Origin of the sequence: Lysinibacillus capsici (assembly GCF_020217405.1) — a bacterium.
Taxonomy (GTDB): Bacteria; Bacillota; Bacilli; order Bacillales_A; family Planococcaceae; genus Lysinibacillus; species Lysinibacillus capsici.
On record NZ_CP084108.1, the window covers coordinates 3,475,806 to 3,500,423 of the forward strand.

Below are 24,618 nucleotides of genomic sequence, written 5' to 3' on the forward strand. Positions count from 1 at the left end.
CCTATTTCATTCAAAAAAGCCAACCGCGCGCACAGCGGTTGACTTGCTTAAAATATTTTAACATCCTTAACGCATATTACCTATAATAGACGAACGACTATCCTGCATTTTTTTCACAAAATTAGTCATTAAATCAAAAGCCTCATTCCGTTTACTATTCATGCTTTGTAAACGGAGCATATCCATTTGCTGAGAATTACTTAAATCCATTTGACCTTGCTGTGCATTCAAATCAGCTAGCTGCTGATTTCGTTGTTGAACACCTTCTAGTTGATCCTTAATCTGATTTTCTAACAGCTGTGCTCGCTGCGATTGAACTGCCTGTAATGCCGATTCTAGATCCATGCCTTGAATATCAATTGGTTGAATTTGGCTATTAGCAGAGGATTGCCCTGCCCCACTAAATAATAATCCCACTGCTAAAGCACTTCCAAACAATACCTTCTTCATCTTGAACCTCCTCCTATTGAAATGAATCTTTGCTTATCATACATACTAAAGGTTAAAACTAGGTTAAAAAATAATTTTCAATATGGTATGTTTGTATCCGCCTATCAAGTTTAGTCATTGACTATTTCCAATATTTTGACTGCCCTACCGATTAAATAAGGGCAATACTGACAAATGTTAATAATTTACGTGTTAACAAGGCATAAAAAGCAAAAACTTTCATTCAAGGACAAGTCTCCTGCGAATGAAAGTTCCTAATAGTTGTTATTGATTTGAAGTACGATAAAAAACTTCTTCATAGATGACAGTTAGTATAAATGCATTCATAAAAGCAATCACAAGGAATAACGGCATGCCGCCTAATTGTAGATGTGTTAGCTCTTGATTAAATACCATTACTGTACTAATTTGTGCTAAAAAGAAGATTAAGCCAATTCCAACCTGCCAAATAGGACGCTTGACCTTTCTTTTTTCATACCAAAATAACTTCTTAAAAAGGTTTCTTACATCATCTGCAATAATGATACTGACTAAAAAGATAAAAACAAAAAATACTGGTATATGATAAACACTCTTCGTCACCCAAGAAAAATCGGATAGACGGAAGATAAGTGTTAATATCGAAGCTATACTACAAGCAATTCCTAAATTTTGGAGCCATTTGCTAATTTGTAATTTCAAAGCCCTTACCCCCAACTATTCTTTTTTAAACATTATCATTCTATCAAATTATAGTTGATTGGGGAATACAAACTTATAAATTTCTATTATTTTCATACTATAATAATTTGATTTCACGGATAGTTATAATTCTAGTGCAACAAAAAAGTCGTCTCCTTCAAGACAGAGACGACTATAAACTGCGTTTATTTTATATAACCAGACAAGATGTTGGCATATGGTGAAGTAGCTGGCAAGATAATAACCGTATCTTCACCAACCGTTTTCTTATAGGATTCTAGTGTGCGGTATAAAGAATAAAATTCAGGATCTTGTGAGAAAGATTTATTGTAAATCTTTGCAGCCTCTGCTTCTCCTTCAGCTTGAATTAAAGCAGCTTCTTTACTTGCTTTAGCAAGCATTTCTTGTACTTGTTGATCCGTTTGTGCCTCAATACGACGTTTCTGTGCATCTCCCTCTGAAAGATACTTTTGTGCAATTGATTCACGATCTGAAATCATATTCGTAAAAACGGATTGTTCATTTTCAGTTGGTAAATCAATGCGACGAATACGTACATCTACTACTTCAATACCGTAGTTATCGTTGGAAAGAAGTTCATTAACACGTTCAGTTACTTGATCGTTGATGCTGCCTCGCGAAGAATCCTCATCATTTATAATCTCAGTATAGTTAATTCGGCCAAGTTCAGAGCGAATAACAGAATAAATGAACTCTTCCATACGTGATTCAACTTTTTCTATCGTACCAGCATTCGAAATTAATAACTTAGGGTCTGTAATACGCCATACAGCATAATTATCAATAATAATTCGTTTTTTATCCTTTGTATTAATCTCTTCTTCCGAAATCTCATATGTCATTTGGTTTTTTGGTAACTTCGTGACACTTTGAATAAAAGGAATTTTCATATTTAAACCTGGTTCACGCTCAAACTTAACAACCTCTCCAAACTGCCGAACAACTGCATACTCTGATTCTTTAACTATATAAATATTCGCTAATAAAGTAATCACTAGAGCGAATATGACCGTTAAGGTTACAGCTAGAGAGATATATTTTTTAGGATTATTCGGTCCTTTCTTCGACATTTTCACTACATTGTCTCCCGAATCACCTTCTGAAGGAGCAGCTTTTTTACTTTTGCCAGATAAGAAATTGAGGAATTTTTCTAGATCCTTATTTTTTTGGTCCATTAGTTACCGCTCCCCTCTTTTTTCTCTGTTTGTGTCTGTTGAGGCTGTAGTTGCTGAAGTGGTAAATACTTCATCGTACTACCATCATCATTCATAATGTAAATTTGGGCTTTTGGTAAGACATTTTCAAGCGTCTCTAATATTAATCGCTCTCTTGTAATTTGCTGATTTCCCTTGTATTGTTCATACATTTTATTAAAGACGGCTACATCTCCTTGAGCTTGCTCGATACGGGCTGTTTTAGTACCTTTAGCCTTGGACATAATAGCATCGCGTTCACCCTGAGCCTCATTAATGCGTTGGTTTTCATATTTTTCAGCTTCATTTATTTTTGTATTTTTCATTTCACGTGCATCTGTTACAGCAGTGAATGCTGCACGCACATCTTTATTTGGCAATTCTACATCTTGCAATTTCACACCTAAAACGCTTATTCCAATATCGTATTTTTCAATAAGAGAAACTAATAATTGGCGAGTATTTGCTTCGATGTCAGCTTTACCTTCCGTTAACGCTGCATCAATAGAAGAGCTTCCGATGATAGAACGAATGGCACTCGATGTCGCGCTATGTAATATTCTTTCTGGATCTTGCGAATTAAATAAAAACTTATTAGGCTCTGTAATTTTCCATTGAACAACAAGGTCTGTTAAGACAATATTTTCATCCCCTGTAATCATTTTTGTTTCGGCGTCGTATGCCTCTAACTCACCTGCTTTATTTTGCTTATAACCAAATTGCAGACTAAATGTTTCTTTTGACAAAATTTCTACGGATTGGACGGGCCAAGGTAATTTAAAATGAAGACCTGGATTTGTTACTGTATCATCGGCACGACCAAATGTAATAACCACAGCTTGCTCTGATTCATCTACCGTGTACCATGAAGTAAAAACTGTAATAAGTGCAATAATTCCAAATATTCCAAGTCCAACAATCATTAGTGTCCTTTTCACACTCATGTCTGTTCCTCCTTTTGCTTAGTACTATTGTTTACGGTGAAGCTTTATAAAAAGTTTCAAAATATTTTCATATAATGCTTGTAAAGGAGAGAAACCTCTGTATCTCATGCTTAACAAAAGCTTATTATTGCAAAAAAAATCCTGTTACCTTTTATGGCAACAGGATATTGATAACCAGATGTTCAAATACTGGGAAAATGGTTGTGGATAATACAATACTAATTAATGCAGCAACGATCATCGCTAGACTAGCAAATGTGCCTTCTAACTCTCCAAATTCAAATGCTTTTGATGTACCCGTTCCATGAGCACCCATACCAAGCATTAATCCTCTAGATGAAGGTCTGTGAAAACGACATACTTTGATAACGATTGGCGCTAACAAGCTCCCTAAAATACCAGTCGTCATAACGAAAACAGCTGTAAGGGTAGGAGAACCACCAATCATATTAGAAATATCCATCGCAATAGGAGTTGTTACAGAACGTGGCACTAAACTATGCACCAACTCATCATTTAAGCCCACCAATAGAGCCATCATAAAGGATGACACAATAGCAACCGCAGAACCAACAGCAATGCTGATGAAAATTTCAAATGCGTGTTTTTTTAATAGGTTGACATTTTTATATATAGGAACGGCAAACGCAACGGTTGCTGGTCCTAGCAAATTTGTTAAGACACTAGCTCCAGAATTGTAGGATTTATAAGAAATTCCTGTCAATAGTAAAATACCTATAATGACTAAAGGTGTAATCAGCATAGGTGTCAGCCATTCTTTTTTATATTTCTTATAAAACATTTTACAAATATAAAAAATAGCAACTGTCCCTAGTAAACTGACAATGGCGATTAATAAAGTCATACCGCATCACCCTTCTTTCGCTGCTCAAGCCATTGTGCTGTATACCCCGTTACAAACATTACCACAATAGCACTCGCAACAATGACCAGCACAACCTTCATTCCTTGCACACCGAATAAGGCATGATAATCAATAACACCGATGGCAGATGGAATAAAGAATAATAAGAGTTCACTTAATAGTACGGCTGCTCCTAATTCAATCCATTCAAGCTTGATTATATGAAACTGTAACAGCAAAAATAATAGGACAAGTCCTATTATACTCCCTGGAATCGGCAAATGAAGTAGGCGTGCAATAGTATTTCCAATTAATAATAGGATATAAAGATAGCCGATTTGCACGATACTTTTGACGATTTTCATGGTCATCCTTCTCTCATTTTTTTCTCTGCCTCAACAGTCAGGAAAACACGATTCGAATGATAAGAAGGTTGATTCACTGACTGTCAAAGCGTTCGTCTAACAGACAATCGCGGATAAGATGGTTGTTAAACTTTATGCTACTATACTTTACACCTATTTACGTTCCCTGTAAAACAGAAAAAGAACCTAGTGTTTAAAAAACACTAAATTCTTTCTGGGCGAATATAAAGCAGTTAAAAATCTTCTATTAGATTTTTATGGTCATCGTCTTAACAATCATATTGGGGGTTTCTAGAGATAAGTATAGTGCCCAAATATGAATGTAACGTGTTGTTCATGTAAAGGATTTGTTAATTTTTCGGAATCATGACAATCATTTTAGTTCCTATGCCGACTTCACTCTCTACTTGAATTCGGCCATGATGCGCCTCTACTAAATGCTTAACAATCGCTAACCCTAAGCCTGTTCCACCAGAATTACGACTTCTCGCTCGATCCACTCGATAAAATCTTTCAAAAACGCGGGCGATTTCATGTTTTTCAATGCCAATCCCTTGATCCTCTATTTCGATAATGCCATGTGTTTCATTTTCCTTTAATCGAATAGAAACAGTCGTGTTTTCAGGAGAATATGTAATCGCATTGGTAATTAAATTCGTCACGATCTGAATGATACGATTGGCATCCCCCATAACCTGGACATCTCGTTCGATATCCACCTGGAAGCTCATATTTTTTTCATCCAATCGTGGAGCTGTCAATTCTGCTCCACGAATTAGAACATCCTGTAGGCCCATTGGCATAATATTGACAGTAAAACCATGCTGCTCAATCTTTGAGAGCTCTAGTAAATCTTGAATCAGCATTTGAAGTCGATTACTTTCTTTATATATAATCTCCAAAAAGGAAATCAGCATTTTTTCGTCTTTATAGGCCCCATCCAATAAAGTTTCTGAAAAGCCTTTAATAGATGTAATAGGTGTGCGTAATTCATGTGATACATTCGCAACAAAGTCTTTCCGAATTTGTTCTAATCGAACTAGTTCCGTGATATCATGCATAACGATAACAACGCCTAGCCATCGTCCATGATCTCCGATGACTGGTGCCCCATAAACTTCTTTGTTATAAAGCTCTTGCTGTACTTCCATTTTAATTTGTTGTCGATAAGGCATTTCTGTCAGAAAGACATGATCGATAAATTGTTCTAATGATTTAGGTAAGCCTATTGTACGAAAAACCTTTCCTTGGACATCATCAAGCTGCATTCCAAAGCGCTCTAGAAATACTCGATTTACAATCGAAATATTTCCCTCACGACCAATCATCATAAGGGAGCTCCCCATATTTTCAATTAAGGTTTTCAGTCTTTCTTCCTCTACTTCACGTATCGTTGTAATATCTTGCAAATTCCGTGCCAATATGTTTATAGAATGACTCAGTGGGATCATCCGTTCATGTTCATTTTCTTGAGCACGCGCACGATAGTTACCCTTTGCAAGCTCAAGGGCAGTGTCTGTCACATTATCAATCGGTGCAGTAAAGTTACGTATCATATAACGACTTATAATTCCTATTAATATCAACGTGATGGTAAAGAGAATAGCCAGTACTCCATAAAGGCGAGCACGCACATAGTTCAATAAGGATTCGTCTCGTTCCATAGCCTGAGCTGCGTACAAGGCTTCCTGATCTTCCTTCGTTAAATCCATTTTGCGTTCATCGATTACTTGGTCCATTGATGTCCTTATCTCAGTGGTTGCTTGCTCGTTATATTGCTTGATATAAACAGGAAAAAGCTGACCTATAACAATCATTAGGACAGCTAGTATCGTTCCAAGTAAAAGCATGAATGTCAAGAATAAGCGGTTGCTCATCGATTTCATGTCGTTTTCGGCTCCTCAAATTTATAACCAAGGCCTCTAATTGTTTTAATAAACATCGGCTTACGGCTATTTTCTTCAATTTTATCGCGAAGGTGGCTAATGTGTACATCCACAATTCGAGTATCGCCAGCAAAATCATATTTCCATACAGCACTTAATAGCTGATCACGTGTTAATACACGATTTTTATTTTCAAGTAAATAGATGAGTAGCTCAAACTCTTTTGGCGTAAATTCCAGTGCCTCATCCTGTAAAAATACTTCAAATCGCTCTGGGTACACGCGCAGTTGTCCAAACTCATACATTTTTTCCTGCGCAACATCCTTATCATCTGCCACAACGTTTTGCGTGAAACGTCTTAATACAGCCTTGACACGCGCTAAAACTTCACGAGGACTAAAAGGCTTTGTCATGTAGTCATCTGCTCCCAACTCAAGACCAAGAACTTTATCAAATTCGTCATCCTTAGCAGTTAGCATAATAATTGGCGTATTCATACGTTGCTGTCGTATTTGTTTACAGACCTCCATGCCATCTAGTTTTGGAAGCATCAAATCTAAAAGAATTAAATTTGGCTGTAAGTCGATTGCTTTTTCAAGCCCTTCCTGACCATCAGCAGCAGTTTCCACTACATAGCCTGCCTGTTCTAAATTATATTTCAATAATGTTGCAATCGAAAATTCATCTTCAATTACTAAAATCGTTTTTGTCATGTCTAATGCCTCCGTTCGTGATTTGAAACCCCCATTTCAAATCTCAAGACGTCTATAGCGCAAGTGGTGGAGTCACAAGCAATAAACCTTCAATTACAAGCTGCTTCTGCTCATTATATGAGTGTACAGATACAGTGATGGTATTGTCATATTTATTGATTGCTGTAACCTCTAATAGCGTATCGAACAATTCATAATGATAGAGAGGTCCTAAATATTTTAAATGTTGCTCAATAATTCGTGCACCTGGTCCCGGAATATACTTTGACACAGCTGATGTAATAATACCATTTAACATAATTGTCGGCACAATTGGCTTTTGAAAAGGTGTCATAGCCGCATAATCATGTTGAATATAAAGCGGATTACTATCGTTTGTCAGCCCTAAATAAAGCAATAAATCCCTATCTTCAATTTTTTCAGTGATATGGATTTTTTCGCCAACTGTAATTTCATCGATTGTGAGACCAAGTTTACTATTTTTTTGAAGCAAAGATACGCCAACCCCTTTTCTATCATACTACCTTCATAGTATCAATTTTATGCTAAAAGTACAATAAAAAGCAGAAGATTCTTACCTTTCTCGACCCTGGAAACATAAAAAAACGAGCAGGAACATTCCCTACTCGTTTTAAGATTTAGACTGATATTTTACACTAAAATTTTCATCACATTACGAACTGCTTCTGCCGATTGATCTAAAGCTGCTTTTTCTTTGTCAGTTAATTCTAGCTCAAAGATTTTTTCAATACCGTTTTCGCCAAGTAATGTTGGAACACCTAAGTATAAATCATGATAGCCGTACTCGCCTTCTAAATAAGCAATAGATGGTAAAATACGTTTTTGATCTTTTACAATAGCTTCAGCCATCTCTATTAGTGCCGCAGCAGGCGCATAATAGGCAGAGCCGTTACCAAGTAAGTTGACAATTTCTGCTCCACCATTACGCGTTCGGTCAACAATTTCTTCTAAACGTTCAGCAGAAATAAGTGTTTCTAACGGAATACCACCAGCAAATGAATAACGTGTTAACGGTACCATTGTGTCACCATGACCACCTAATACAAAACCAGTAATATCTTTCACTGAAATCTTAAGTTCTTCTGCCACAAATGCACAGAAACGGGCCGTATCAAGAACACCCGATTGACCAATAACACGGTTTTTAGGGAAGCCAGTTTCTTTGTATACTGTGTATGTCATGGCATCAACTGGGTTTGTCAGTACAAGGATTGTAGCATTTGGTGAATGCGTAGCAATCTCTTTTGAAACAGTTTTCATAACACTCTGATTGATTTGAACAAGGTCATCACGGCTCATACCTGGTTTACGTGCAACACCAGCGGTAATGATCACTACGTCAGAATTCGCCGTATCTGCATAATTGGAAGTACCTTGCACATAAGAGTCAAACCCTTGTATTGGTGCTGCCTCCCACATATCTAGCGCCTTACCCTTTGTCGGGTTTTCTGCTTGTGGAATATCCACTAATACGACGTCACCAAGTTCTTTCTGAGCTGCTAAAAATGCTGCAGTAGCGCCTGTAAAACCGCCACCGATAACTGAGATTTTTTTTCGTTTCAGAGACATTTGAATACGCTCCTTTAAAATTAGGTTATATATTTTAAAAGAGGGAGGAGACATCCATCTCACTCCCTCAGTTAAACAAGTTTATCGTAAATATTCAATTAAAATTTACTGTCACCCTAATTATATCGGCAGAAAAAAGCATCCGCTTTAGCGATAAATTCTATTGTAGAATAGAAAATTATAGGTTTTTGATTAACTCATTAGCGAATTCTGAACATTTCACTTCTGTAGCGCCGTCCATTAAACGTGCGAAGTCATAAGTAACAACTTTAGAAGAAATTGTTTTCTCAACAGATTGAGTGATCATGTCAGCAGCTTCTTGCCATCCTAAGTGCTCAAGCATTAATACACCTGAAAGTAATACTGAAGATGGGTTTACTTTATCTAAACCAGCATATTTTGGAGCTGTACCGTGAGTAGCTTCGAAGATCGCATGGCCAGTAACATAGTTAATGTTAGCTCCTGGAGCGATACCGATACCACCAACTTGTGCAGCTAAAGCATCAGAAATATAGTCACCATTTAAGTTCATTGTAGCTACTACATCGAACTCAGTTGGACGAGTTAAGATTTGTTGTAAGAAGATATCAGCGATAGAATCTTTCACTAAGATTTTGCCAGCTGCTAAAGCATCAGATTGAGCTTTGTTTGCTGCTTCTTCACCTTGCTCTTCTTTGATTGCATCGTATTGGTTCCAAGTGAAAGTTTGATCAGCAAATTCTTTTTCTGCTAATTCGTAACCCCATTTTTTGAATCCACCTTCAGTGAATTTCATGATGTTACCTTTATGAACTAAAGTAACAGATGGGCGTTTATGTTTAATTGCGTATTCGATAGCAGAACGTACTAAACGCTCAGTACCTTCTTTAGATACAGGTTTAACACCGATACCAGAAGTTTCTGGGAAGCGGATTTGATTTACACCAAATTCAGATTGTAGGAAGTTGATGATTTTTTGAGCTTGTTCTGAACCAGATTCGAATTCAATACCAGCGTAGATGTCTTCTGTGTTCTCGCGGAAGATAACCATATCAACGTCTTCTGGGCGTTTAACTGGAGAAGGCACTCCATCAAAGTGACGTACTGGGCGTAAGCATACATATAAGTCAAGTTGTTGACGTAATGCTACGTTTAGAGAGCGGATACCACCACCGATTGGAGTAGTAAGAGGACCTTTGATTGCAATTAAGTATTCGTTAATTTTGTCTAAAGTTTCTTGTGGTAACCATTCACCAGTTTGGTTAAATGCTTTTTCACCAGCTAAAACTTCTAACCATTCAATTTTCTTTTCACCGTTGTAAGCTTTTTCTACTGCTGCGTCGATTACGCGTGATGCTGCAGCCCAGATATCTGGACCAATTCCATCACCTTCGATAAAAGGAATTACTGGATTGTTTGGTACATTAAGTACGCCATTTTCAACTACAATTTTGTTTGACATTCTGTTGCCTCCTAAATTCATAATCATAGGACTGTGTTAGTGATAACACAGTCCCAAACATTCTAGCATATTTTCCAAATTAGCGCTCGCTGATTGGAACATATTTTTGCATGCCTGGTCCAACATACTCAGCACGTGGACGGATTAGGCGGTTATTAGCATATTGCTCAAGGATATGTGCCACCCAACCTGAAGTACGTGATACTGCGAAAATTGGTGTGAACAGGTCATGATCAATACCTAAAGAATCATACACTGACGCAGAGAAGAAATCTACGTTTGCAGGTAATTTCTTTTGTTCTACGATCATGTCATGGATTTTAACTGACATTTCGTAAAGCTCTGGTTTACCAGTTAGCTCAGTTAATTTTTTAGACATTACGCGTAAATGCGGAGCACGAGGGTCGCCTTTACGATATACACGGTGACCGAAGCCCATGATTTTTTCTTTGTTGTCTAATTTATTTTGAATATAAGATTCAACATTTTCAAGAGAGCCGATTTCAGTTAACATCTTCATAACTTGCTCATTTGCTCCACCATGAAGTGGTCCTTTTAAAGCGCCGATTGCCGCAGTTACACCTGAATAAACGTCAGATAATGTAGCTACACATACACGTGCTGTAAATGTAGATGCATTTAATTCATGGTCAGCGTGTAACACTAATGCTTTGTCAAATGCTTCAATTTCAATAGCTTCTGGCTCTTCACCTTTTAGCATGTATAAGAAGTTTGCCGCATATCCTAATTCTGGTTTTGGCGCAACTGGCTCTAAACCTTTACGAACACGTGCAAATGCAGTTACTACTGTAGCAATTTTAGCTTGTAGACGAATTGCTTTACGGTAGTTTGCTTCTGGATCCATAACATCCGCTTCTTCATCGAATACACCAAGTAAAGATACTGCAGTACGCAACGCAGCCATTGGATGTACAGTTGAAAGTGGGTATGTTTTAAATTGGTCGACAATCGCTTGCGGAATTGACATGTTGTCTGCCAATTGTTGTTTTAGTTCAGCTAGCTCGTCCTCTTTTGGTAAACGAGTATGCCATAACAGGTAAATTACCTCTTCGAATGACGCATTTTCTGCTAAATCATCAATGTTGTAACCAACATATGTAAGTGTGTCATCGATAATTGAACTGATTTTAGATTCCGCTGCTACGATACCTTCTAAACCTTTAGTTGCTGACATAAATTATCGCTCCCTCATACTTATTTTTTTGTTGCAAATGCGTTTTTTATGTTGCATTTACGAATTTTGCTCATATGAACCATTAAGTAAATCGCTTACATTGCTATTATAATCATTTTTGACAGCTTTGTGAATGAAAATCCTCCGAATAAAGAAAAAGACGTCCGAACGACTATATAATTGCCCTAAAGAGATTTTTTTGTATATTTTGACATTAATTTATCAATTGGTTTGGGGTGAATTTGTAAAAATGAGGAATTTAAAGTATTTTTCATACGAAAGAACTACGAGTGTTTTGCTATTTATTTTTTATTTAGTCATACTTTGGTTTGTATTACCTGTGTCACTCGCAATTTTTTTATCATTTTCAACGTATCCTATCATAAATTTTTTACACAGATATTGTAGGATTGCGTATTGGATTGCAGCAATTATTGTGGAGGTTTTAATATTAACCTGTATTTTTCTACTTGTTGTCATATCTATTAACAGTATTATCGTCATTTTCCCAGAAATTCGAGAGACATTACAAAATTTCCCGCTTTTCAGTGAATATGAATCCATATTTGTACAAGTTTTAAAAGAAAAATCACTGTCCATTTTCGATTCCATCATCGTATATACAGCAGATCTTTTCCAATTATTAATGAAGCATGTCATTGAGGTTTTCATCTTTTTGGTTGCTTATTACTTTGCGCTACTAGAAACACGTAAATCACGCTATTGGTTCTTTCAATATGTGCCTAAAAAATATCGTCAAGAATGGCAATCTCATTTTGCAAAAATCATGCAACTTTTTCATTATTTCTTATTTGTGGAGTTTCAATTATTTACGATTACCCTACTCATTCTTTGTGCTGGCTTTATGATCCTTCAATTTGAACAAGCCATTATTAAAGCATTTATTGTAGCATTTGCAGATGTACTACCGTTTTTCGGTATCGGGGTTTTTCTTGTGCCAATGAGCATTTATTTTTATTTCAATGGCAATACCTTTTTATGTGTGGCCATTTTACTACTCTATTTATTTGTACAATTAACAAGGCAGCTAGCCGATTCGATGCTTTGGTCCAATACGCTTCAGCTTCGCACTTTCCATACATTCTTTATCAGCGCTGCCTCTATTCTATTATTTGGCTTTTATGGTATATTACTGAGCCCTATCTTTTTATTTCTAGCTGTAAAACTAAAAGAAAACTCTATCTTTGAACGATGATGAATTGACCATTTTTCATTTTTTTACGCATCCAGTAATAGACAATGGGTTGGAACATTTTTCGAGAAAATGGCATGAGTAGGAATAAGCCTAGGACATCTGTTAAAAATCCAGGTAATGCTAAAAGCAAACCACCACCAAAAGTTAAGAAAGTATCCACTAATGCAGCTCCTGGCGCTTCTCCGCGTGCCAATGTATTTTTCACATTTTGAACAGAGTTCATACCTTTATTTTTCATGACATAAATCCCAATCACACTCGTAGCAATAATGAGCAATAATGTACTTAAAACACCAATATTTTGTCCAATGACTATTAATAACGTCAATTCGGCTAATGTGTAGATAATGAAACCAAGAAAAATTTTTCGCATATTTTTCTCCTTTCTACTTGAAAAGCTATACCTTTTATACGTTATTATAGCCCGTTTAGTTTCATAAAAAAATGAATATACCTATTCTAAGAGAAAGAAACTTCTGTTAAAGGAAGAAATGAATAGTTTCCATAAAGAGTGTGTACAACCTTTATGAAAAAGCTCTAGTACAACAAACCGCACTAGAGCTTTTTGTTAATTATTAAAGAACGCTTGCATGTCCTTTGTAAATTACACCTGTTTCAGCGTCCATTGTAATTTCTTGACCATGACGAATTAATGTAGTTGCTTCTTTTACACCAACGATTACTGGAATACCTAGGCTTAACCCTACAACTGCTGCATGGCTAGTAAGCCCACCTTCTTCAGTAATTAGGCCAATACAATTTTCTAAAGCAGGCATCATATCACGATCTGAACCGACTGTAACAAGGATGCATCCGTCTGTATCGTAGGCAAGTGCCTCAGCAGCATTTTTAGCAACCACTGTTTTACCAACAACTGATGCTTTTCCGATCCCTTGTCCGCGTGCAAGTAAATCTCCAATAATGTGAACTTTCATTAAGTTTGTTGTACCCGCTTCACCTACAGGTACACCTGCTGTAATAACAACAGCGTCTCCATGTGTAACAAAACCATGCTTCAAGCTTTCATCCACAGCTAGTTCTAAAATTTCATCTGTTGTTGTCACGCGTTGACACACAATTGGGTATACGCCCCATACTAGTGTTAATGTATGAGCTGTATTTGTAGAGCCTGTTACGGCAACAATTGGCACTCCTGGTCGATATTTTGCAATCATTCTCGCTGTATTACCACTTTCAGTTGGTGCTAATACGGCTTTCACCCCTAAATTGATAGAAGTATAAGCTACAGCTTGTGAAATTGCCTCCGTCATATTTGCTTCTTTCTCACGACTACGTGTAGAAACAATTGATCGATAATCTAATGAATTTTCAGTGCGTTGTGCAATTTTATTCATCGTTTGTACCGATTCAACTGGATAAAGACCTGCGGCAGTTTCACCAGATAACATGATAGCATCTGTTCCATCAATAATTGCGTTGGCTACATCACTTGCTTCTGCACGTGTTGGTCGTGGGTTACGCTGCATGGAATCTAACATTTGAGTTGCCGTAATGACCGGTTTACCAACTTGGTTACATTTTAGAATTAATTTCTTTTGTACAAGTGGCACTTCTTCTGCTGGAATTTCAACACCAAGATCTCCACGAGCAACCATTAAACCGTCAGATACTAGGATGATTTCATCGATGTTATCGACACCTTCTTGGTTTTCAATTTTTGGGATGATTTGAATATGACTACCACCATTTTGTTCCAGCAATTCTCGAATTTCAAGAACATCTTTTGCACGACGAACGAATGAAGCAGCAATAAAATCAACACCTTGTTCGATACCAAATAAAATATCTTGTGCGTCTTTTTCTGTGATACCTGGTAATTGTACAGAAACACCTGGTACGTTAACACCCTTTTTATTTTTTAGAACGCCAGCATTTTCAACAATTGTATGAATTAATCCTTTTTCCATATCCGTTGCTAATACACGTAGTTGAATTAGACCATCATCAAGTAAAATAATTGAATTTTGCTCAACGTCTTCAATTAAGCGCTCATATGTGACAGAAAAGCTCGTCTCAGTACCTTCTACTTCTGTCATTGAAATATCAATAACTTGACCTGCCGACAAATGAAGCTCGCCATTTTTCATGTTGTGTGTTCGAATTTCTGGTCCCTTTGTATCAAGTAAAACTCCTACTGGTTTATTTAATTTTTGTGCCACTTCACGAATTAAATGAATACGCCCTGCATGTTCCTCATGTGATCCGTGTGAAAAATTCAAGCGGGCTACATTCATACCTGCTTCGATTAATTTTTCTAAAATTTCTGGTGACTCACTTGCAGGTCCAATTGTACATACGATTTTTGTTTTTCTCATTTTTGCCCACTCCGTTTTATAACAAATTATATTGATAGTTCTTTCATTAGTGTATATAGGCTTACATCGGCCTCATGATTCTTTTCAAAAGCCTCTGGCATGTCATAATCAATGACTTGATGATTGCGAATACCTACTGCTCGACCAGCCTTGCCTTCCATAAGTAATTCAACTGCATGTGCGCCAAACTGACTCGCTAATACACGATCTCTTGCTGTAGGTGAGCCACCACGTTGGATATGACCTAATACTGAAACACGCGTTTCTTTTCCTGTTTTTTCTTTTAACAGTTTTGCCAGCTCACTTCCTGACATAACACCCTCTGCAACAATAATAATACTATGCTTTTTACCACGTGCAGCACCACGATCTAAGCGTGCGACAATATCGTCTAAATTATAATCTTCTTCTGGAATTAAAACTGTTTCAGCACCAGCAGCAAGACCTGCCCATAAAGCAATATCTCCTGCATCACGTCCCATGACCTCTACAATGAAAGAATTTTCATGGGATGTAGCAGTATCTCGGATTTTATCAATGGATTCTACAACTGTATTTAGGGCTGTATCAAAGCCGATCGTATATTCAGTTCCTGGAATATCATTGTCAATTGTCCCAGGTACCCCTACAACAGGGAAGCCTTTTTTCACCAAATCCATGGCACCTCGATAAGACCCATCACCACCAATGACAACAAGTCCTTCAATACCAGCAGATTGTAAATTCTCAATACCTCGTTGCTGAACAGCATCCTCTTTAAATTCTGGGCATCTTGCCGAATTCAAATGCGTTCCACCGCGTTGGATAATACCACCAACTGCACCTAAATCAAGTTCTTCCATAAATCCTTTTACTAAGCCTTCATAACCATGCTTAATTCCGACAACATCAATTCCATGGAATGCTGCCTTACGAACGACCGCTCGAATAGCAGCGTTCATTCCAGGCGCATCTCCACCACTAGTTAATACAGCAATTTTTTTCATTGTCGAACCTCCTGCAGTTACTATTATTATTCACATTAACATGAAAAAACAAACTATGTAAGGGTTCTGGGGATACAAAAACATAACTTTTACATAAAAAATGAAAAGAATGCGCTTTCACACACTCTTTCCACCTAAAAACATCCTAAATCTAACATTTTTTCAAGAAGTCTGGCGTTTATTATGCGCTATTATCTTCTTTAATTTTTATAGCTTTTTAATATGTTAAGCTACAAATTGTGTCTCTAAACGAGCAAATTTATAGCTTTTAAATTTTATACCCTGTTAAGCTATACAACATTCATCTTTTTACAAACAGATTTACACTTCTGTATACTGTCCAATTTTTTTAAATTTTTCATAGCGATCTTCTACTAATTGTTCTCCATTTAAAGAATTTAATGCATGAAGTGTGTCACTAATGCATTCTTTAATAGAAAGGGCCTGTTTTGCTACATTGCGATGTGCTCCACCAATAATTTCAGGGATAATGCCATCAATTACACCAAGTTCTTTCAAATCGGGTGCTGTGATACGCATTGCTTCTGCTGCCTGCTTAGCCAGACTACCATCACGCCATAAAATAGATGCCGCTCCTTCTGGCGAAATAACAGAGTAAGTCGAGTTCTCGAGCATAAAGACACGGTTTGCTACACCTAACGCTAGTGCACCACCACTTCCTCCTTCACCAATAACGATACTAATTACAGGCACAGTTAAGCCAGCCATTTCTACAAGATTCCTAGCAATTGCTTCACTTTGACCACGTTCTTCAGCAGCTTTCCCCGGGTAAGCGCCTTTTGTATCAATAAAACAAATAATCGGTCTTTTGAATTTTTCAGCTTGCTTCATCAAACGTAGTGCTTTTCGATAACCCTCTGGATGAGGCATACCAAAATTCCGACGTATATTTTCCTTAGTAGACTTACCACGTTGATGTCCAATAATTGTGACTGGTTGCCCTTCGAAAATGGCAATCCCACCAAGAATAGCTGCATCATCACCAAATGTACGATCACCATGTAATTCAATAAAATCTTCACACATTGCTTCAATATATTGAAGCGTTGTAGGTCTTTCTGGATGTCTTGCCACTTGCACACGATCCCACGGCTTCATATTGGCATAAATCGATTGCTCTAATTGTGATAAACGTGTTTCAAGCTTTTCGATTTCACCCGACATATCAACTTCTGCTTCAGCAGCGATTGTTTTTAATTCATCAATTTTCTCACGTAATTGTACGACTGGTTCTTCAAATGCTAAATTTTTAGACATGTTGTATGCCGCCTTTCGTATGCATTTTTACAAGTAAAGAAACTTGTTTACGTAAATCTTTGCGATGGAAAATGGCATCAAGCTGACCATGCTCTAATAAAAATTCTGCTGTTTGGAAATCACTAGGCAGTTTTTCTCGTACAGTTTCTTCAATTACACGTCGCCCTGCAAAGCCAATCAATGCCTGTGGCTCTGCAATATTTATATCACCAACAGAAGCAAAGCTTGCCGAAACTCCACCTGTTGTTGGATGCGTTAAGATAGATATGAACAATAAGCCTTGATCACTGTGGCGTTTTAATGCGACACTAGTTTTCGCCATTTGCATTAACGATAATACGCCCTCTTGCATACGAGCACCACCACTAGCGGTAAAGATAATAAATGGTACACCTAGTTCTGTTGCCTTCTCTACTGCTCTCGTAATTTTTTCACCGACTACAGAGCCCATAGACCCCATACGGAAGTGCGAATCCATAATCGCTACGACAATTTCCTCACCATCTATTGTACCAACGCCTGTTAGGACAGCCTCATTCAAGCCTGTTTTCTCTTGGTCTGCTGATATTTTTTCAACATATGCTGGGAAATTAAGGGGATTACTTGTTTGTAAATGATCATCCATGGATTCGAATGAACCTTCATCTAAGAAATATTCCACACGCTCTTGTGCTGTCATTTTGAAATGATGACTACATTTTGTACATACTTTATGATTTTTTTCTAATTCTTTTGTTAATTGAATGTGACGACATTCAGGACATTTTGTCATTAACCCTTCTGGAAATGCCTTTTCTTGCCCGTCCTCTTTCTTTTTTCGATTACCACTAAATAAGCTACGTATTGTCATGTTCGACTCCCCCTTTGTTGTTGTCTAAATGCTCTGTACAGTACTCATCCACTGCTCATAAGCTTTTAATGCTTCTTTTTCGTAACCCAGCTGCATCGATTTCAACATCGTTTGAATGATTAATTTTTCATTTTCTGTTGAGTTTCGATTTAAACGGTCGCCATCATAAGCTGCTAATTGAAACCAGATTTTTAATGAAAGACGATTACCTGTCGTAATTAATAGTTCTCTTAAAATATCTCGACAATTAATTGTACCTTCTATTTCTAGTTTCACAAAAAAACTATCCCACACAGGTAGTGTGCGAAGAATCTCTGTACAACTTATTACGCGGATTGCTTCCATTTCATGAATTTGTCGCGTTAATTCGACATCTTTTTTTGATTTTTCATCTTCTAATATAAACATCGACAGTATTTCTACGAGCTGATGCTTATGTGTGGACGCAAGAAAAGTACCACCACCATGTCTTGTTTCAATAAGCCCTAGCAACTCTAAGCTTCGCAAAGCCTCTCTCACAGAGGATCGCCCGACACCTAGACGCTCTGATAGAACTCGTTCAGAAGGTAGCTTCTCACCTGCTTGAATTTTTTCCATTTTAATGAGTTGGCGTAGTTGTTGGACGATTTCTAAAAACACTTTTTTTTGTTCGGTTTTTTTATCCATACGACTAACTCCCCTTATCAAAAAAGTGGTCTGACCACTTTTTAACGTTGACTCTAGCTTACAAAATAACTGTGCAAAAGTAAAGAAAAAACTGCATAAAATTTAATGCAGTTTCTAATTTCTTGTTTCATTTTATATCTTTTTCGTCGTTTGCGCATGTTTTACTTTGATTTGCGGCTTGCCAAAACGTCTTTCTAAAACACCTTCAATCCACAACATTTCCTCCTCTACCAGCAGGTCTTGGACCAATTGGAAGGTTTGTGGGAAAAATGTAATGGAAACTGTTCCAAACTCATCCTGTAGCTGAACAAAAGCCATTTGCTCACCTTTTTTTGTACGGATCTTCTTCACTTCTTCAATCAGACCAATCATTTTTATGGAGGTACCATCACGCTTCTGCCTTAACTCTCGACAGGTACTATTGATATCCGTCCATAAGAGTCTTTCCTGTGCAACAGGATGTGTAGAAATATAAAAGCCCAAGCTCTCTTTTTCATGCATCAATTTTTCCTTCTGGGACATTGCTCCTGCCTGCATATATTTTGGTTTACCAAAACTAAATGCCATTGCTGATGCCAAATCAATATCTTCAGTAGGCCTTAAAAGTTCCGCCTGTTTCAAAGCAGCCTCTACTGTCATGATGAGGACTGCTCTATCTCTTTCTAAATAATCAAGCGCCCCGGCATATATCAATGATTCCAACACTTTTGGCTTAAAATGCTGCGCACTTAAGGCAACAGCTAGATCAAATAGGTTATTTAATACCTCTGGATTTGTTTGACGGAGTCCATGTATTTTTTCTATAAATGTATGAGGCACACCCTTAATTCCTGATAAGCTGTAGCGAATGCCTTCATTTTCCACCGTAAAATATTTCGTACTATTTTTTAATGAAGGTGGATAAAATGGGATGCCCTTATCTTTCGCCTCATGGACAAATTGTTGAATCTTTTCTACATTTCCAGTGGCATTTGATAATAACGCTGCATAAAAGCTTTGAGGGAAGTGCGCTTTTAAATAAGCCATTTGATAGGAAATAACACTATAGGCCACAGCATGACTTTTCGGGAAACCATAATCCGCAAAGCGTACAATCAGTTCGTATACTTCTTCAGCTAAATGCTGTTCAAAGCCTTGGCGTAGCGCCCCCTGAACAAATGCTGTGCGTTGTTCCTCTAAAACTTGTCGATTTTTTTTACTCACTGCGCGGCGAAGCAAATCTGCCTGCCCCATTGTAAAGCCGGCCAGTACGGATGCAATTTTAATAATTTGCTCTTGATAGACGATCACACCAAAGGTCTCTTGTAGAATAGGCTCTAGCACTGGATGTGGCATCGTTACCATTTCTCTACCAGCTTTCCGTTTTGCATAGATAGGAATAAAATCCATTGGACCTGGGCGATAAAGTGCATTTACAGCCACAATATCTAAAAAACTTGTAGGACCGATATCACGCAAGGCTTGCTTCATACCGTCTGATTCTAATTGAAAGATCCCCAGCGTATCCCCTCTTTGTAATAGTTGAAACGTCTTGTCATCATGCATTGGGATTCGCTCGAATTCTATCCAAGGACCACCAGCTTTATAAATTGACCAACGTATTTGCTCTAAAATAGTGAGATTGCGCAAGCCTAAAAAATCCATTTTGACGAGACCACATGCTTCAATATCTCCCATTGGCCATTGCGTACTATAAATACCATCATGCCCTTCTTCAATCGGTACAGTATTCACTAAAGGCGATGGAGCGATGACAATACCAGCTGCATGTATAGACGAGTTTCTTGGTAGTCCCTCCAATTTTAATGCCACCTCGTACCAACGCAAATGCTTATCATTCTCCGCTAGCCAGCCTTGAAAGTCCTGTGACTCAGCTACAGCTCTTTGTAATGTAATTCCTGGCTTATTTGGAATCATCTTCGAAATTTTTTCTAGCATTTCCGCATCAAAGCCAAATACCCGTGCAACATCCCTGGCAACTGCTTTTGCAGACAATGTACCAAATGTAATAATTTGTGCGACATTTGCTTTGCCATACTTTTGAGCAACATACTGAATGACTTGATGCCTTTTACTATCAACAAAATCGATATCAATATCAGGTAAGGTAATTCTTTCAGGATTTAAAAAGCGTTCGAATAATAAACCATAGGCAAGTGGATCTACTTGTGTAATCGAAAGACTATATGCCACAAGCGAACCTGCTGAGGAACCACGTCCAGGTCCCGTCAAAATTCGATTTTCTTTTGCATATCGCATAAAATCCGCCACAATCAAAAAATAGTCAGCAAAACCCATAGAGCAAATAATTTCAAGTTCATACTGTAATCGTTCATGGTAAGCAACGGGTATTGCCAGTTGCTTGAATCGCTCTTCTAATCCAGTAAATGCTTCTTTAACAAGCAAGCTTTCAGCTGTTTCACCTTCAGGTACAGGAAATTTAGGCATTTGCACAGGCATTTTTGGTAAATCAGCTTTACAGCAAGCAAGCATTTTCGTACTGGTATCAAGCCAATCTGGACGATCCGCAAACCAATTTTGCCATTCGAATACTGTTGGGGCAAAATAGCCCTGTACATCAGCTGTTTGCATAGTATTACCAAGCTTTTCTCCTGTATCAATTGCTCTTGCTACTTCATAAGCAAAATGATCTTCTGGACGCAAGAAATAACAGCTTTGAGAGGCTACAAGAGCAATAGCATGTCCTTCACACCAAGAAACGAAATCATCTTCTTGTTCAGCCTTTATCCCTCCAGGTCTAGCAATCCCCATATAGAAATGATGGTTAAACAGTTGGAACAATGCAGAAACCATTGCCTGCCAGTCATCTACATCTGTTAAATCGTCTGAAGAAAGTAGAGCTATACAGCCTGCTGAATATCCCTCAAGCCATTTCCACGGCAGCACATCATCTTGTCTAATTGAAATCGCACTACTAATCTTCAATAAATGTTGATAGCCCTCCTGTGTCCGCGCATACAGGACGAGGGGAAGCTTTTTATCATGCCACTGAACGTTAACCGAAAGCCCTATAACCGCATGGATATTTGCTTGCTGCAATGCTTTACAGAAAGGCAAAAGCCCGTACAATTTCGTATTAACGATTGCACAGGCTTGTGTCTTTTGTTCTTGTAAAAAAGGAATCAATTGCTCAAGCCGAATTGTGCTTTTTAATAAATCCGCGCTCGTATGCATCTTTGTATATACATGTGTCAAATGAATCCCTTCCTTTTCTTTGTTAATGATACGCTTTACAAATCTCTTTTAATCTTGCAATAACGAGGTCTGCTTCTTCCCATGAATAGGCAGTAGCACCAGATGCAAGCGGATGTCCGCCACCGTTAAATTCTTTCGCTAATGTATTGATAACGGGACCCTTCGAACGTAATCGTACACGGATCTGATCCCCTTCTTCAATGAAAACAACCCATGAACATATATTTTTAACACTGCCAAGGCAGCCTACTAATAAAGAAGCCTCAGATGGCACAGTGTCATGCTCTGCCAGTAATTCTTTTGTTAGCTTCACATAGGCAGCTCCATGCTCATCCATTGTAAAGTTTTGATAAATATATCCCTGTAAATTAAGTAATTTTTGCTCCATTTCGTACATGCCATCAAATAGTTGATTTCGATCAAAATCATATGTAATCAGATCCGCAGCAACTTTAAATGTTTTAGCTGTTGTACTTGGGAATTGGAATCTGCCTGTATCGCCCACTATTCCTGCAAATAATAAGCGTGCAGCAGCATCTGAAAGTTTCCAGTTTGCTACTTCCTTGCCTTCTTCATATAATTCATAGATCATTTCACTACAAGAGCTTGCTGTCGTGTCCACCCATAAAAGATCACCATAAGCATCATCATTTGGATGATGATCAATTTTTATCACCATTTTTCCTTTTGTGTAGCGTTGGTCGTCAACACGTTCTGTATTAGCAGTGTCAGTGACAATTACTAAAGCATTCTCATACACTTCATCCGCTATTTCATCAGGCTGTGCCATAAAAGATAAAGAAGCATCATGTTCCCCTACAGCAAAAACCTTTTTCTCAGGATAATTGGCTAAAATAATCTCTTTTAAGCCTTGCTGCGAGCCATAAGCATCAGGATCAGGACGTACATGACGATGGATAATAATGGTTTCATTGGCCTCAATTGTGTCGATGATTTGTCTTTTCACAATAATTTCCCCCAAAATGATAGTAAGAACCGTTAGCATTTTCGCATAATTATCGTTACAATAATGTCTAGTTATGCTAGGAGGTTTACTATGCTCAATTTAATATTTGTGTTTGCGATTATCATATCTTTTGTTTTTTATTTTTATTTTAAAACAAAACAATTCCGTTCTCCATTACCTATTTCTAAAAACTGGTATAAAAGCAAAGCGAACATCGGCTTAGGTTCCTTAATTTTGTCATTTGCTTTAAATCAAGCTTATTTATTCCCGAGCTTATTTACATTTATTATTGTAGCAATTCTTGCCGCGCTCGGCATCTTAGTTATTATAGAAAATATAAAAAAAGCACGTCATTATGGACAATTTGTTGAGGAAGAATTCCGCATTAATCAATAATATATGTAACAAAGGGATGACCAAGCAATTGCGCTAGGCCATCCCTTTTCAATACTTAACGTTCTAATAGTTGGAACATCATCATTGCCTTACCAACAAGCATTTGTTGATTATACACTTCAAAATCCATTTTCACAAACTTACGACTCATATCTAAAATCCGAGGCTTAACAGTTAGCGTACTTTCCATTTGGACTGGTTTAATAAAGTAAATAGTCATATTCTCTGCCACTGCATCTCCACGTTTACGTCGTTTTAATGCGAATGAACCGACCTCAGCCAGTAAAGTTGTAAAAGCACCGTATGAAATTGCTCCATATTGATTGGTCATTTGTGGTGTAACTTTAAATTCAACTATGAGATCTTCATCACCTAATACCTTCATTTCATTTTTCACTAAATCATCAATCGTTTCACCATGCTGTGGCTGTCTTTGTGCTAATTGCAACGCCTTCAGTACATCTTGACGGCTAATAACACCCTGTAGAATATTGTCGTCATCTACAATTGGTAAGAGATCAATTCCCTCCCAAATCATTCGATGCCCTGCAGAAGCGACACTCATTTTCATGGATCCCGCAATCGGGTTTTTCGTCATTACTTTTTCAATAAGCTCGTTTTCTTCACGACCAATGACGTCTTTTACAGTAATCATACCGACCAGTTTATTTTGGTGGGTAACTACAGGAAATGCACCATGGGTAGTTCGTTCATTCAGCTTCTGGAAATGATGAATTGTTTCATCATTTTTTAATGCTGCAGTGTCAGTCATTGGTACATAAATGTCTTCGATAAAAAGAATATCTTTTTTAATCAATTGGTCATAGATTGCCCGATTAATCATTGTTGCTACTGTAAACGTATCGTAGCTTGTTGAAATAATTGGTAAATCCAATGAATCTGCAAGCAACTTATTATCTTCCGTAGTATCAAAACCGCCGGTGATTAAAACAGCTGCACCCGCTCGAAGGGCATTTTCATGTGCTTTAATTCGGTTACCAACAATTAATAAGCTACCTGCATCCGTGTAACGCATCATGTCCTCTAATTGCATGGCACCAATAACAAATTTTGTTAGTGTTTTATGTAGACCTGATTTACCACCTAAAACTTGGCCATCTACAATATTAACAATTTCTGCAAAAGTTAAGCGCTCAATATTTTCTTTCTTTTTTTTCTCAATACGAATTGTTCCAACACGTTCAATAGAACTTACTAAGCGACGATTTTCAGCTTCCTTTATTGCACGGTAAGCCGTTCCTTCACTCACTTGCATTTCCTTTGCTATTTGCCGTACTGAAATTTTATCGCCCACGGGTAGTGATTCGATGTATTGTAAAATTTTCTCATGTTTTGTAGACAA

At 37.5% G+C, this 24,618-nt stretch carries 23 protein-coding genes; 2 read left to right on the plus strand and 21 right to left on the minus strand.

What is annotated here, in order from left to right:
- Positions 1-66: 66 nt before the first annotated feature.
- The 12 genes from LCP48_RS17120 to citZ form a co-directional block, all read right to left on the minus strand.
- Positions 67-450 carry a hypothetical protein gene (locus tag LCP48_RS17120; RefSeq protein ID WP_004226262.1) on the minus strand — a complete coding sequence of 128 codons (384 nt, stop codon included), beginning with the start codon at positions 448-450 and terminating at the stop codon, positions 67-69.
- Between the two features lie 264 nt (positions 451-714).
- Positions 715-1,131 carry a hypothetical protein gene (locus LCP48_RS17125; RefSeq protein WP_004226260.1) on the minus strand — a complete coding sequence of 139 codons (417 nt, stop codon included), beginning with the start codon at positions 1,129-1,131 and terminating at the stop codon, positions 715-717.
- Between the two features lie 185 nt (positions 1,132-1,316).
- On the minus strand, positions 1,317-2,327 hold the full coding sequence (gene hflC, locus LCP48_RS17130) for a protease modulator HflC (RefSeq protein ID WP_004226258.1): 1,011 nt from the start codon (positions 2,325-2,327) through the stop codon (positions 1,317-1,319).
- Entirely contained in the window at positions 2,327-3,289 is a 963-nt protein-coding gene (gene hflK / locus LCP48_RS17135) for an FtsH protease activity modulator HflK (RefSeq protein WP_004226256.1), read from the minus strand. Before hflK ends, hflC begins: the two co-directional genes overlap by 1 nt.
- Positions 3,290-3,440: 151 nt before the next feature.
- Positions 3,441-4,154, minus strand: coding sequence for an LrgB family protein (locus LCP48_RS17140; protein ID WP_004226253.1), 714 nt, complete (start codon positions 4,152-4,154; stop codon positions 3,441-3,443).
- Entirely contained in the window at positions 4,151-4,519 is a 369-nt protein-coding gene (locus LCP48_RS17145) for a CidA/LrgA family holin-like protein (protein WP_004226251.1), read from the minus strand. The genes LCP48_RS17140 and LCP48_RS17145 overlap by 4 nt, the downstream gene beginning before the upstream one ends.
- 350 nt (positions 4,520-4,869) lie before the next feature.
- Entirely contained in the window at positions 4,870-6,405 is a 1,536-nt protein-coding gene (gene pnpS / locus LCP48_RS17150) for a two-component system histidine kinase PnpS (protein ID WP_004226249.1), read from the minus strand.
- Positions 6,402-7,118: a response regulator transcription factor gene (locus LCP48_RS17155; protein WP_004226247.1), complete on the minus strand. Its 717-nt coding sequence runs from the start codon at positions 7,116-7,118 to the stop codon at positions 6,402-6,404. The genes pnpS and LCP48_RS17155 overlap by 4 nt, the downstream gene beginning before the upstream one ends.
- Positions 7,119-7,170: 52 nt before the next feature.
- The gene (locus LCP48_RS17160; protein WP_004226245.1) at positions 7,171-7,611 is read right to left on the minus strand and encodes a MaoC/PaaZ C-terminal domain-containing protein; all 441 of its coding nucleotides are present in this window, start codon (positions 7,609-7,611) and stop codon (positions 7,171-7,173) included.
- A 158-nt stretch (positions 7,612-7,769) separates the two neighbouring features.
- Positions 7,770-8,708: a malate dehydrogenase gene (gene mdh, locus LCP48_RS17165; RefSeq protein WP_004226243.1), complete on the minus strand. Its 939-nt coding sequence runs from the start codon at positions 8,706-8,708 to the stop codon at positions 7,770-7,772.
- 178 nt (positions 8,709-8,886) lie between these two features.
- The gene (gene icd / locus LCP48_RS17170) at positions 8,887-10,149 is read right to left on the minus strand and encodes an NADP-dependent isocitrate dehydrogenase (protein WP_004226242.1); all 1,263 of its coding nucleotides are present in this window, start codon (positions 10,147-10,149) and stop codon (positions 8,887-8,889) included.
- A 79-nt stretch (positions 10,150-10,228) separates the two neighbouring features.
- The gene (gene citZ, locus LCP48_RS17175) at positions 10,229-11,344 is read right to left on the minus strand and encodes a citrate synthase (RefSeq protein ID WP_004226238.1); all 1,116 of its coding nucleotides are present in this window, start codon (positions 11,342-11,344) and stop codon (positions 10,229-10,231) included.
- A 250-nt stretch (positions 11,345-11,594) separates the two neighbouring features.
- Here citZ and LCP48_RS17180 point away from each other — a divergent pair, with 250 nt between their 5' ends.
- Positions 11,595-12,560, plus strand: a complete 966-nt coding sequence (locus LCP48_RS17180; RefSeq protein ID WP_192807135.1) for an AI-2E family transporter — start codon at positions 11,595-11,597, stop codon at positions 12,558-12,560.
- On the opposite strand, the gene LCP48_RS17185 is transcribed toward LCP48_RS17180, so the two are convergent.
- The 8 genes from LCP48_RS17185 to LCP48_RS17220 all read right to left on the minus strand — a co-directional run bounded on the left by LCP48_RS17185 (position 12,544) and on the right by LCP48_RS17220 (position 22,859).
- The gene (locus LCP48_RS17185; RefSeq protein ID WP_004226232.1) at positions 12,544-12,933 is read right to left on the minus strand and encodes an FxsA family protein; all 390 of its coding nucleotides are present in this window, start codon (positions 12,931-12,933) and stop codon (positions 12,544-12,546) included. The genes LCP48_RS17180 and LCP48_RS17185 overlap by 17 nt on opposite strands.
- Before the next feature lie 202 nt (positions 12,934-13,135).
- Positions 13,136-14,896 carry a pyruvate kinase gene (gene pyk, locus LCP48_RS17190; RefSeq protein ID WP_004226229.1) on the minus strand — a complete coding sequence of 587 codons (1,761 nt, stop codon included), beginning with the start codon at positions 14,894-14,896 and terminating at the stop codon, positions 13,136-13,138.
- Between the two features lie 26 nt (positions 14,897-14,922).
- Positions 14,923-15,882 (minus strand): 6-phosphofructokinase, encoded by a 960-nt coding sequence (pfkA, locus tag LCP48_RS17195; RefSeq protein ID WP_004226228.1) that lies wholly within the window; start codon positions 15,880-15,882, stop codon positions 14,923-14,925.
- A 321-nt stretch (positions 15,883-16,203) separates the two neighbouring features.
- Positions 16,204-17,160, minus strand: coding sequence for an acetyl-CoA carboxylase carboxyltransferase subunit alpha (locus tag LCP48_RS17200; RefSeq protein WP_004226227.1), 957 nt, complete (start codon positions 17,158-17,160; stop codon positions 16,204-16,206).
- Positions 17,153-18,010 (minus strand): acetyl-CoA carboxylase, carboxyltransferase subunit beta, encoded by an 858-nt coding sequence (gene accD, locus LCP48_RS17205; RefSeq protein ID WP_225340394.1) that lies wholly within the window; start codon positions 18,008-18,010, stop codon positions 17,153-17,155. The genes LCP48_RS17200 and accD overlap by 8 nt, the downstream gene beginning before the upstream one ends.
- 24 nt (positions 18,011-18,034) lie before the next feature.
- Positions 18,035-18,676: a FadR/GntR family transcriptional regulator gene (locus tag LCP48_RS17210; protein WP_004226221.1), complete on the minus strand. Its 642-nt coding sequence runs from the start codon at positions 18,674-18,676 to the stop codon at positions 18,035-18,037.
- A 132-nt stretch (positions 18,677-18,808) separates the two neighbouring features.
- Complete coding sequence (gene dnaE / locus LCP48_RS17215) at positions 18,809-21,892, minus strand: DNA polymerase III subunit alpha (RefSeq protein WP_225340395.1); 3,084 nt, start codon at positions 21,890-21,892, stop codon at positions 18,809-18,811.
- 22 nt (positions 21,893-21,914) lie between these two features.
- Entirely contained in the window at positions 21,915-22,859 is a 945-nt protein-coding gene (locus tag LCP48_RS17220) for a DHH family phosphoesterase (protein WP_004226214.1), read from the minus strand.
- Between the two features lie 90 nt (positions 22,860-22,949).
- Here LCP48_RS17220 and LCP48_RS17225 point away from each other — a divergent pair, with 90 nt between their 5' ends.
- Positions 22,950-23,255: a YtpI family protein gene (locus LCP48_RS17225; RefSeq protein ID WP_004226211.1), complete on the plus strand. Its 306-nt coding sequence runs from the start codon at positions 22,950-22,952 to the stop codon at positions 23,253-23,255.
- 55 nt (positions 23,256-23,310) lie between these two features.
- Here the strand turns inward: LCP48_RS17225 and LCP48_RS17230 are convergent, their stop codons facing one another.
- Positions 23,311-24,618, minus strand: a complete 1,308-nt coding sequence (locus LCP48_RS17230) for a DRTGG domain-containing protein (protein ID WP_009371401.1) — start codon at positions 24,616-24,618, stop codon at positions 23,311-23,313.

Excerpts from the sequence above, each read along its gene's own strand:
- LCP48_RS17120 (WP_004226262.1), bottom strand. The coding sequence starts at position 450 with ATGAAGAAGGTATTGTTTGGAAGTGCTTTAGCAGTGGGATTATTATTT.
- hflC (WP_004226258.1), bottom strand. The coding sequence starts at position 2,327 with ATGGACCAAAAAAATAAGGATCTAGAAAAATTCCTCAATTTCTTATCT.
- hflK (WP_004226256.1), bottom strand. The coding sequence starts at position 3,289 with ATGAGTGTGAAAAGGACACTAATGATTGTTGGACTTGGAATATTTGGA.
- LCP48_RS17140 (WP_004226253.1), bottom strand. The coding sequence starts at position 4,154 with ATGACTTTATTAATCGCCATTGTCAGTTTACTAGGGACAGTTGCTATT.
- LCP48_RS17145 (WP_004226251.1), bottom strand. The coding sequence starts at position 4,519 with ATGAAAATCGTCAAAAGTATCGTGCAAATCGGCTATCTTTATATCCTA.
- pnpS (WP_004226249.1), bottom strand. The coding sequence starts at position 6,405 with ATGAAATCGATGAGCAACCGCTTATTCTTGACATTCATGCTTTTACTT.
- LCP48_RS17155 (WP_004226247.1), bottom strand. The coding sequence starts at position 7,118 with ATGACAAAAACGATTTTAGTAATTGAAGATGAATTTTCGATTGCAACA.
- mdh (WP_004226243.1), bottom strand. The coding sequence starts at position 8,708 with ATGTCTCTGAAACGAAAAAAAATCTCAGTTATCGGTGGCGGTTTTACA.
- icd (WP_004226242.1), bottom strand. The coding sequence starts at position 10,149 with ATGTCAAACAAAATTGTAGTTGAAAATGGCGTACTTAATGTACCAAAC.
- citZ (WP_004226238.1), bottom strand. The coding sequence starts at position 11,344 with ATGTCAGCAACTAAAGGTTTAGAAGGTATCGTAGCAGCGGAATCTAAA.
- LCP48_RS17180 (WP_192807135.1), top strand. The coding sequence starts at position 11,595 with ATGAGGAATTTAAAGTATTTTTCATACGAAAGAACTACGAGTGTTTTG.
- LCP48_RS17185 (WP_004226232.1), bottom strand. The coding sequence starts at position 12,933 with ATGCGAAAAATTTTTCTTGGTTTCATTATCTACACATTAGCCGAATTG.
- pyk (WP_004226229.1), bottom strand. The coding sequence starts at position 14,896 with ATGAGAAAAACAAAAATCGTATGTACAATTGGACCTGCAAGTGAGTCA.
- pfkA (WP_004226228.1), bottom strand. The coding sequence starts at position 15,882 with ATGAAAAAAATTGCTGTATTAACTAGTGGTGGAGATGCGCCTGGAATG.
- LCP48_RS17200 (WP_004226227.1), bottom strand. The coding sequence starts at position 17,160 with ATGTCTAAAAATTTAGCATTTGAAGAACCAGTCGTACAATTACGTGAG.
- accD (WP_225340394.1), bottom strand. The coding sequence starts at position 18,010 with ATGACAATACGTAGCTTATTTAGTGGTAATCGAAAAAAGAAAGAGGAC.
- LCP48_RS17210 (WP_004226221.1), bottom strand. The coding sequence starts at position 18,676 with ATGGATAAAAAAACCGAACAAAAAAAAGTGTTTTTAGAAATCGTCCAA.
- LCP48_RS17225 (WP_004226211.1), top strand. The coding sequence starts at position 22,950 with ATGCTCAATTTAATATTTGTGTTTGCGATTATCATATCTTTTGTTTTT.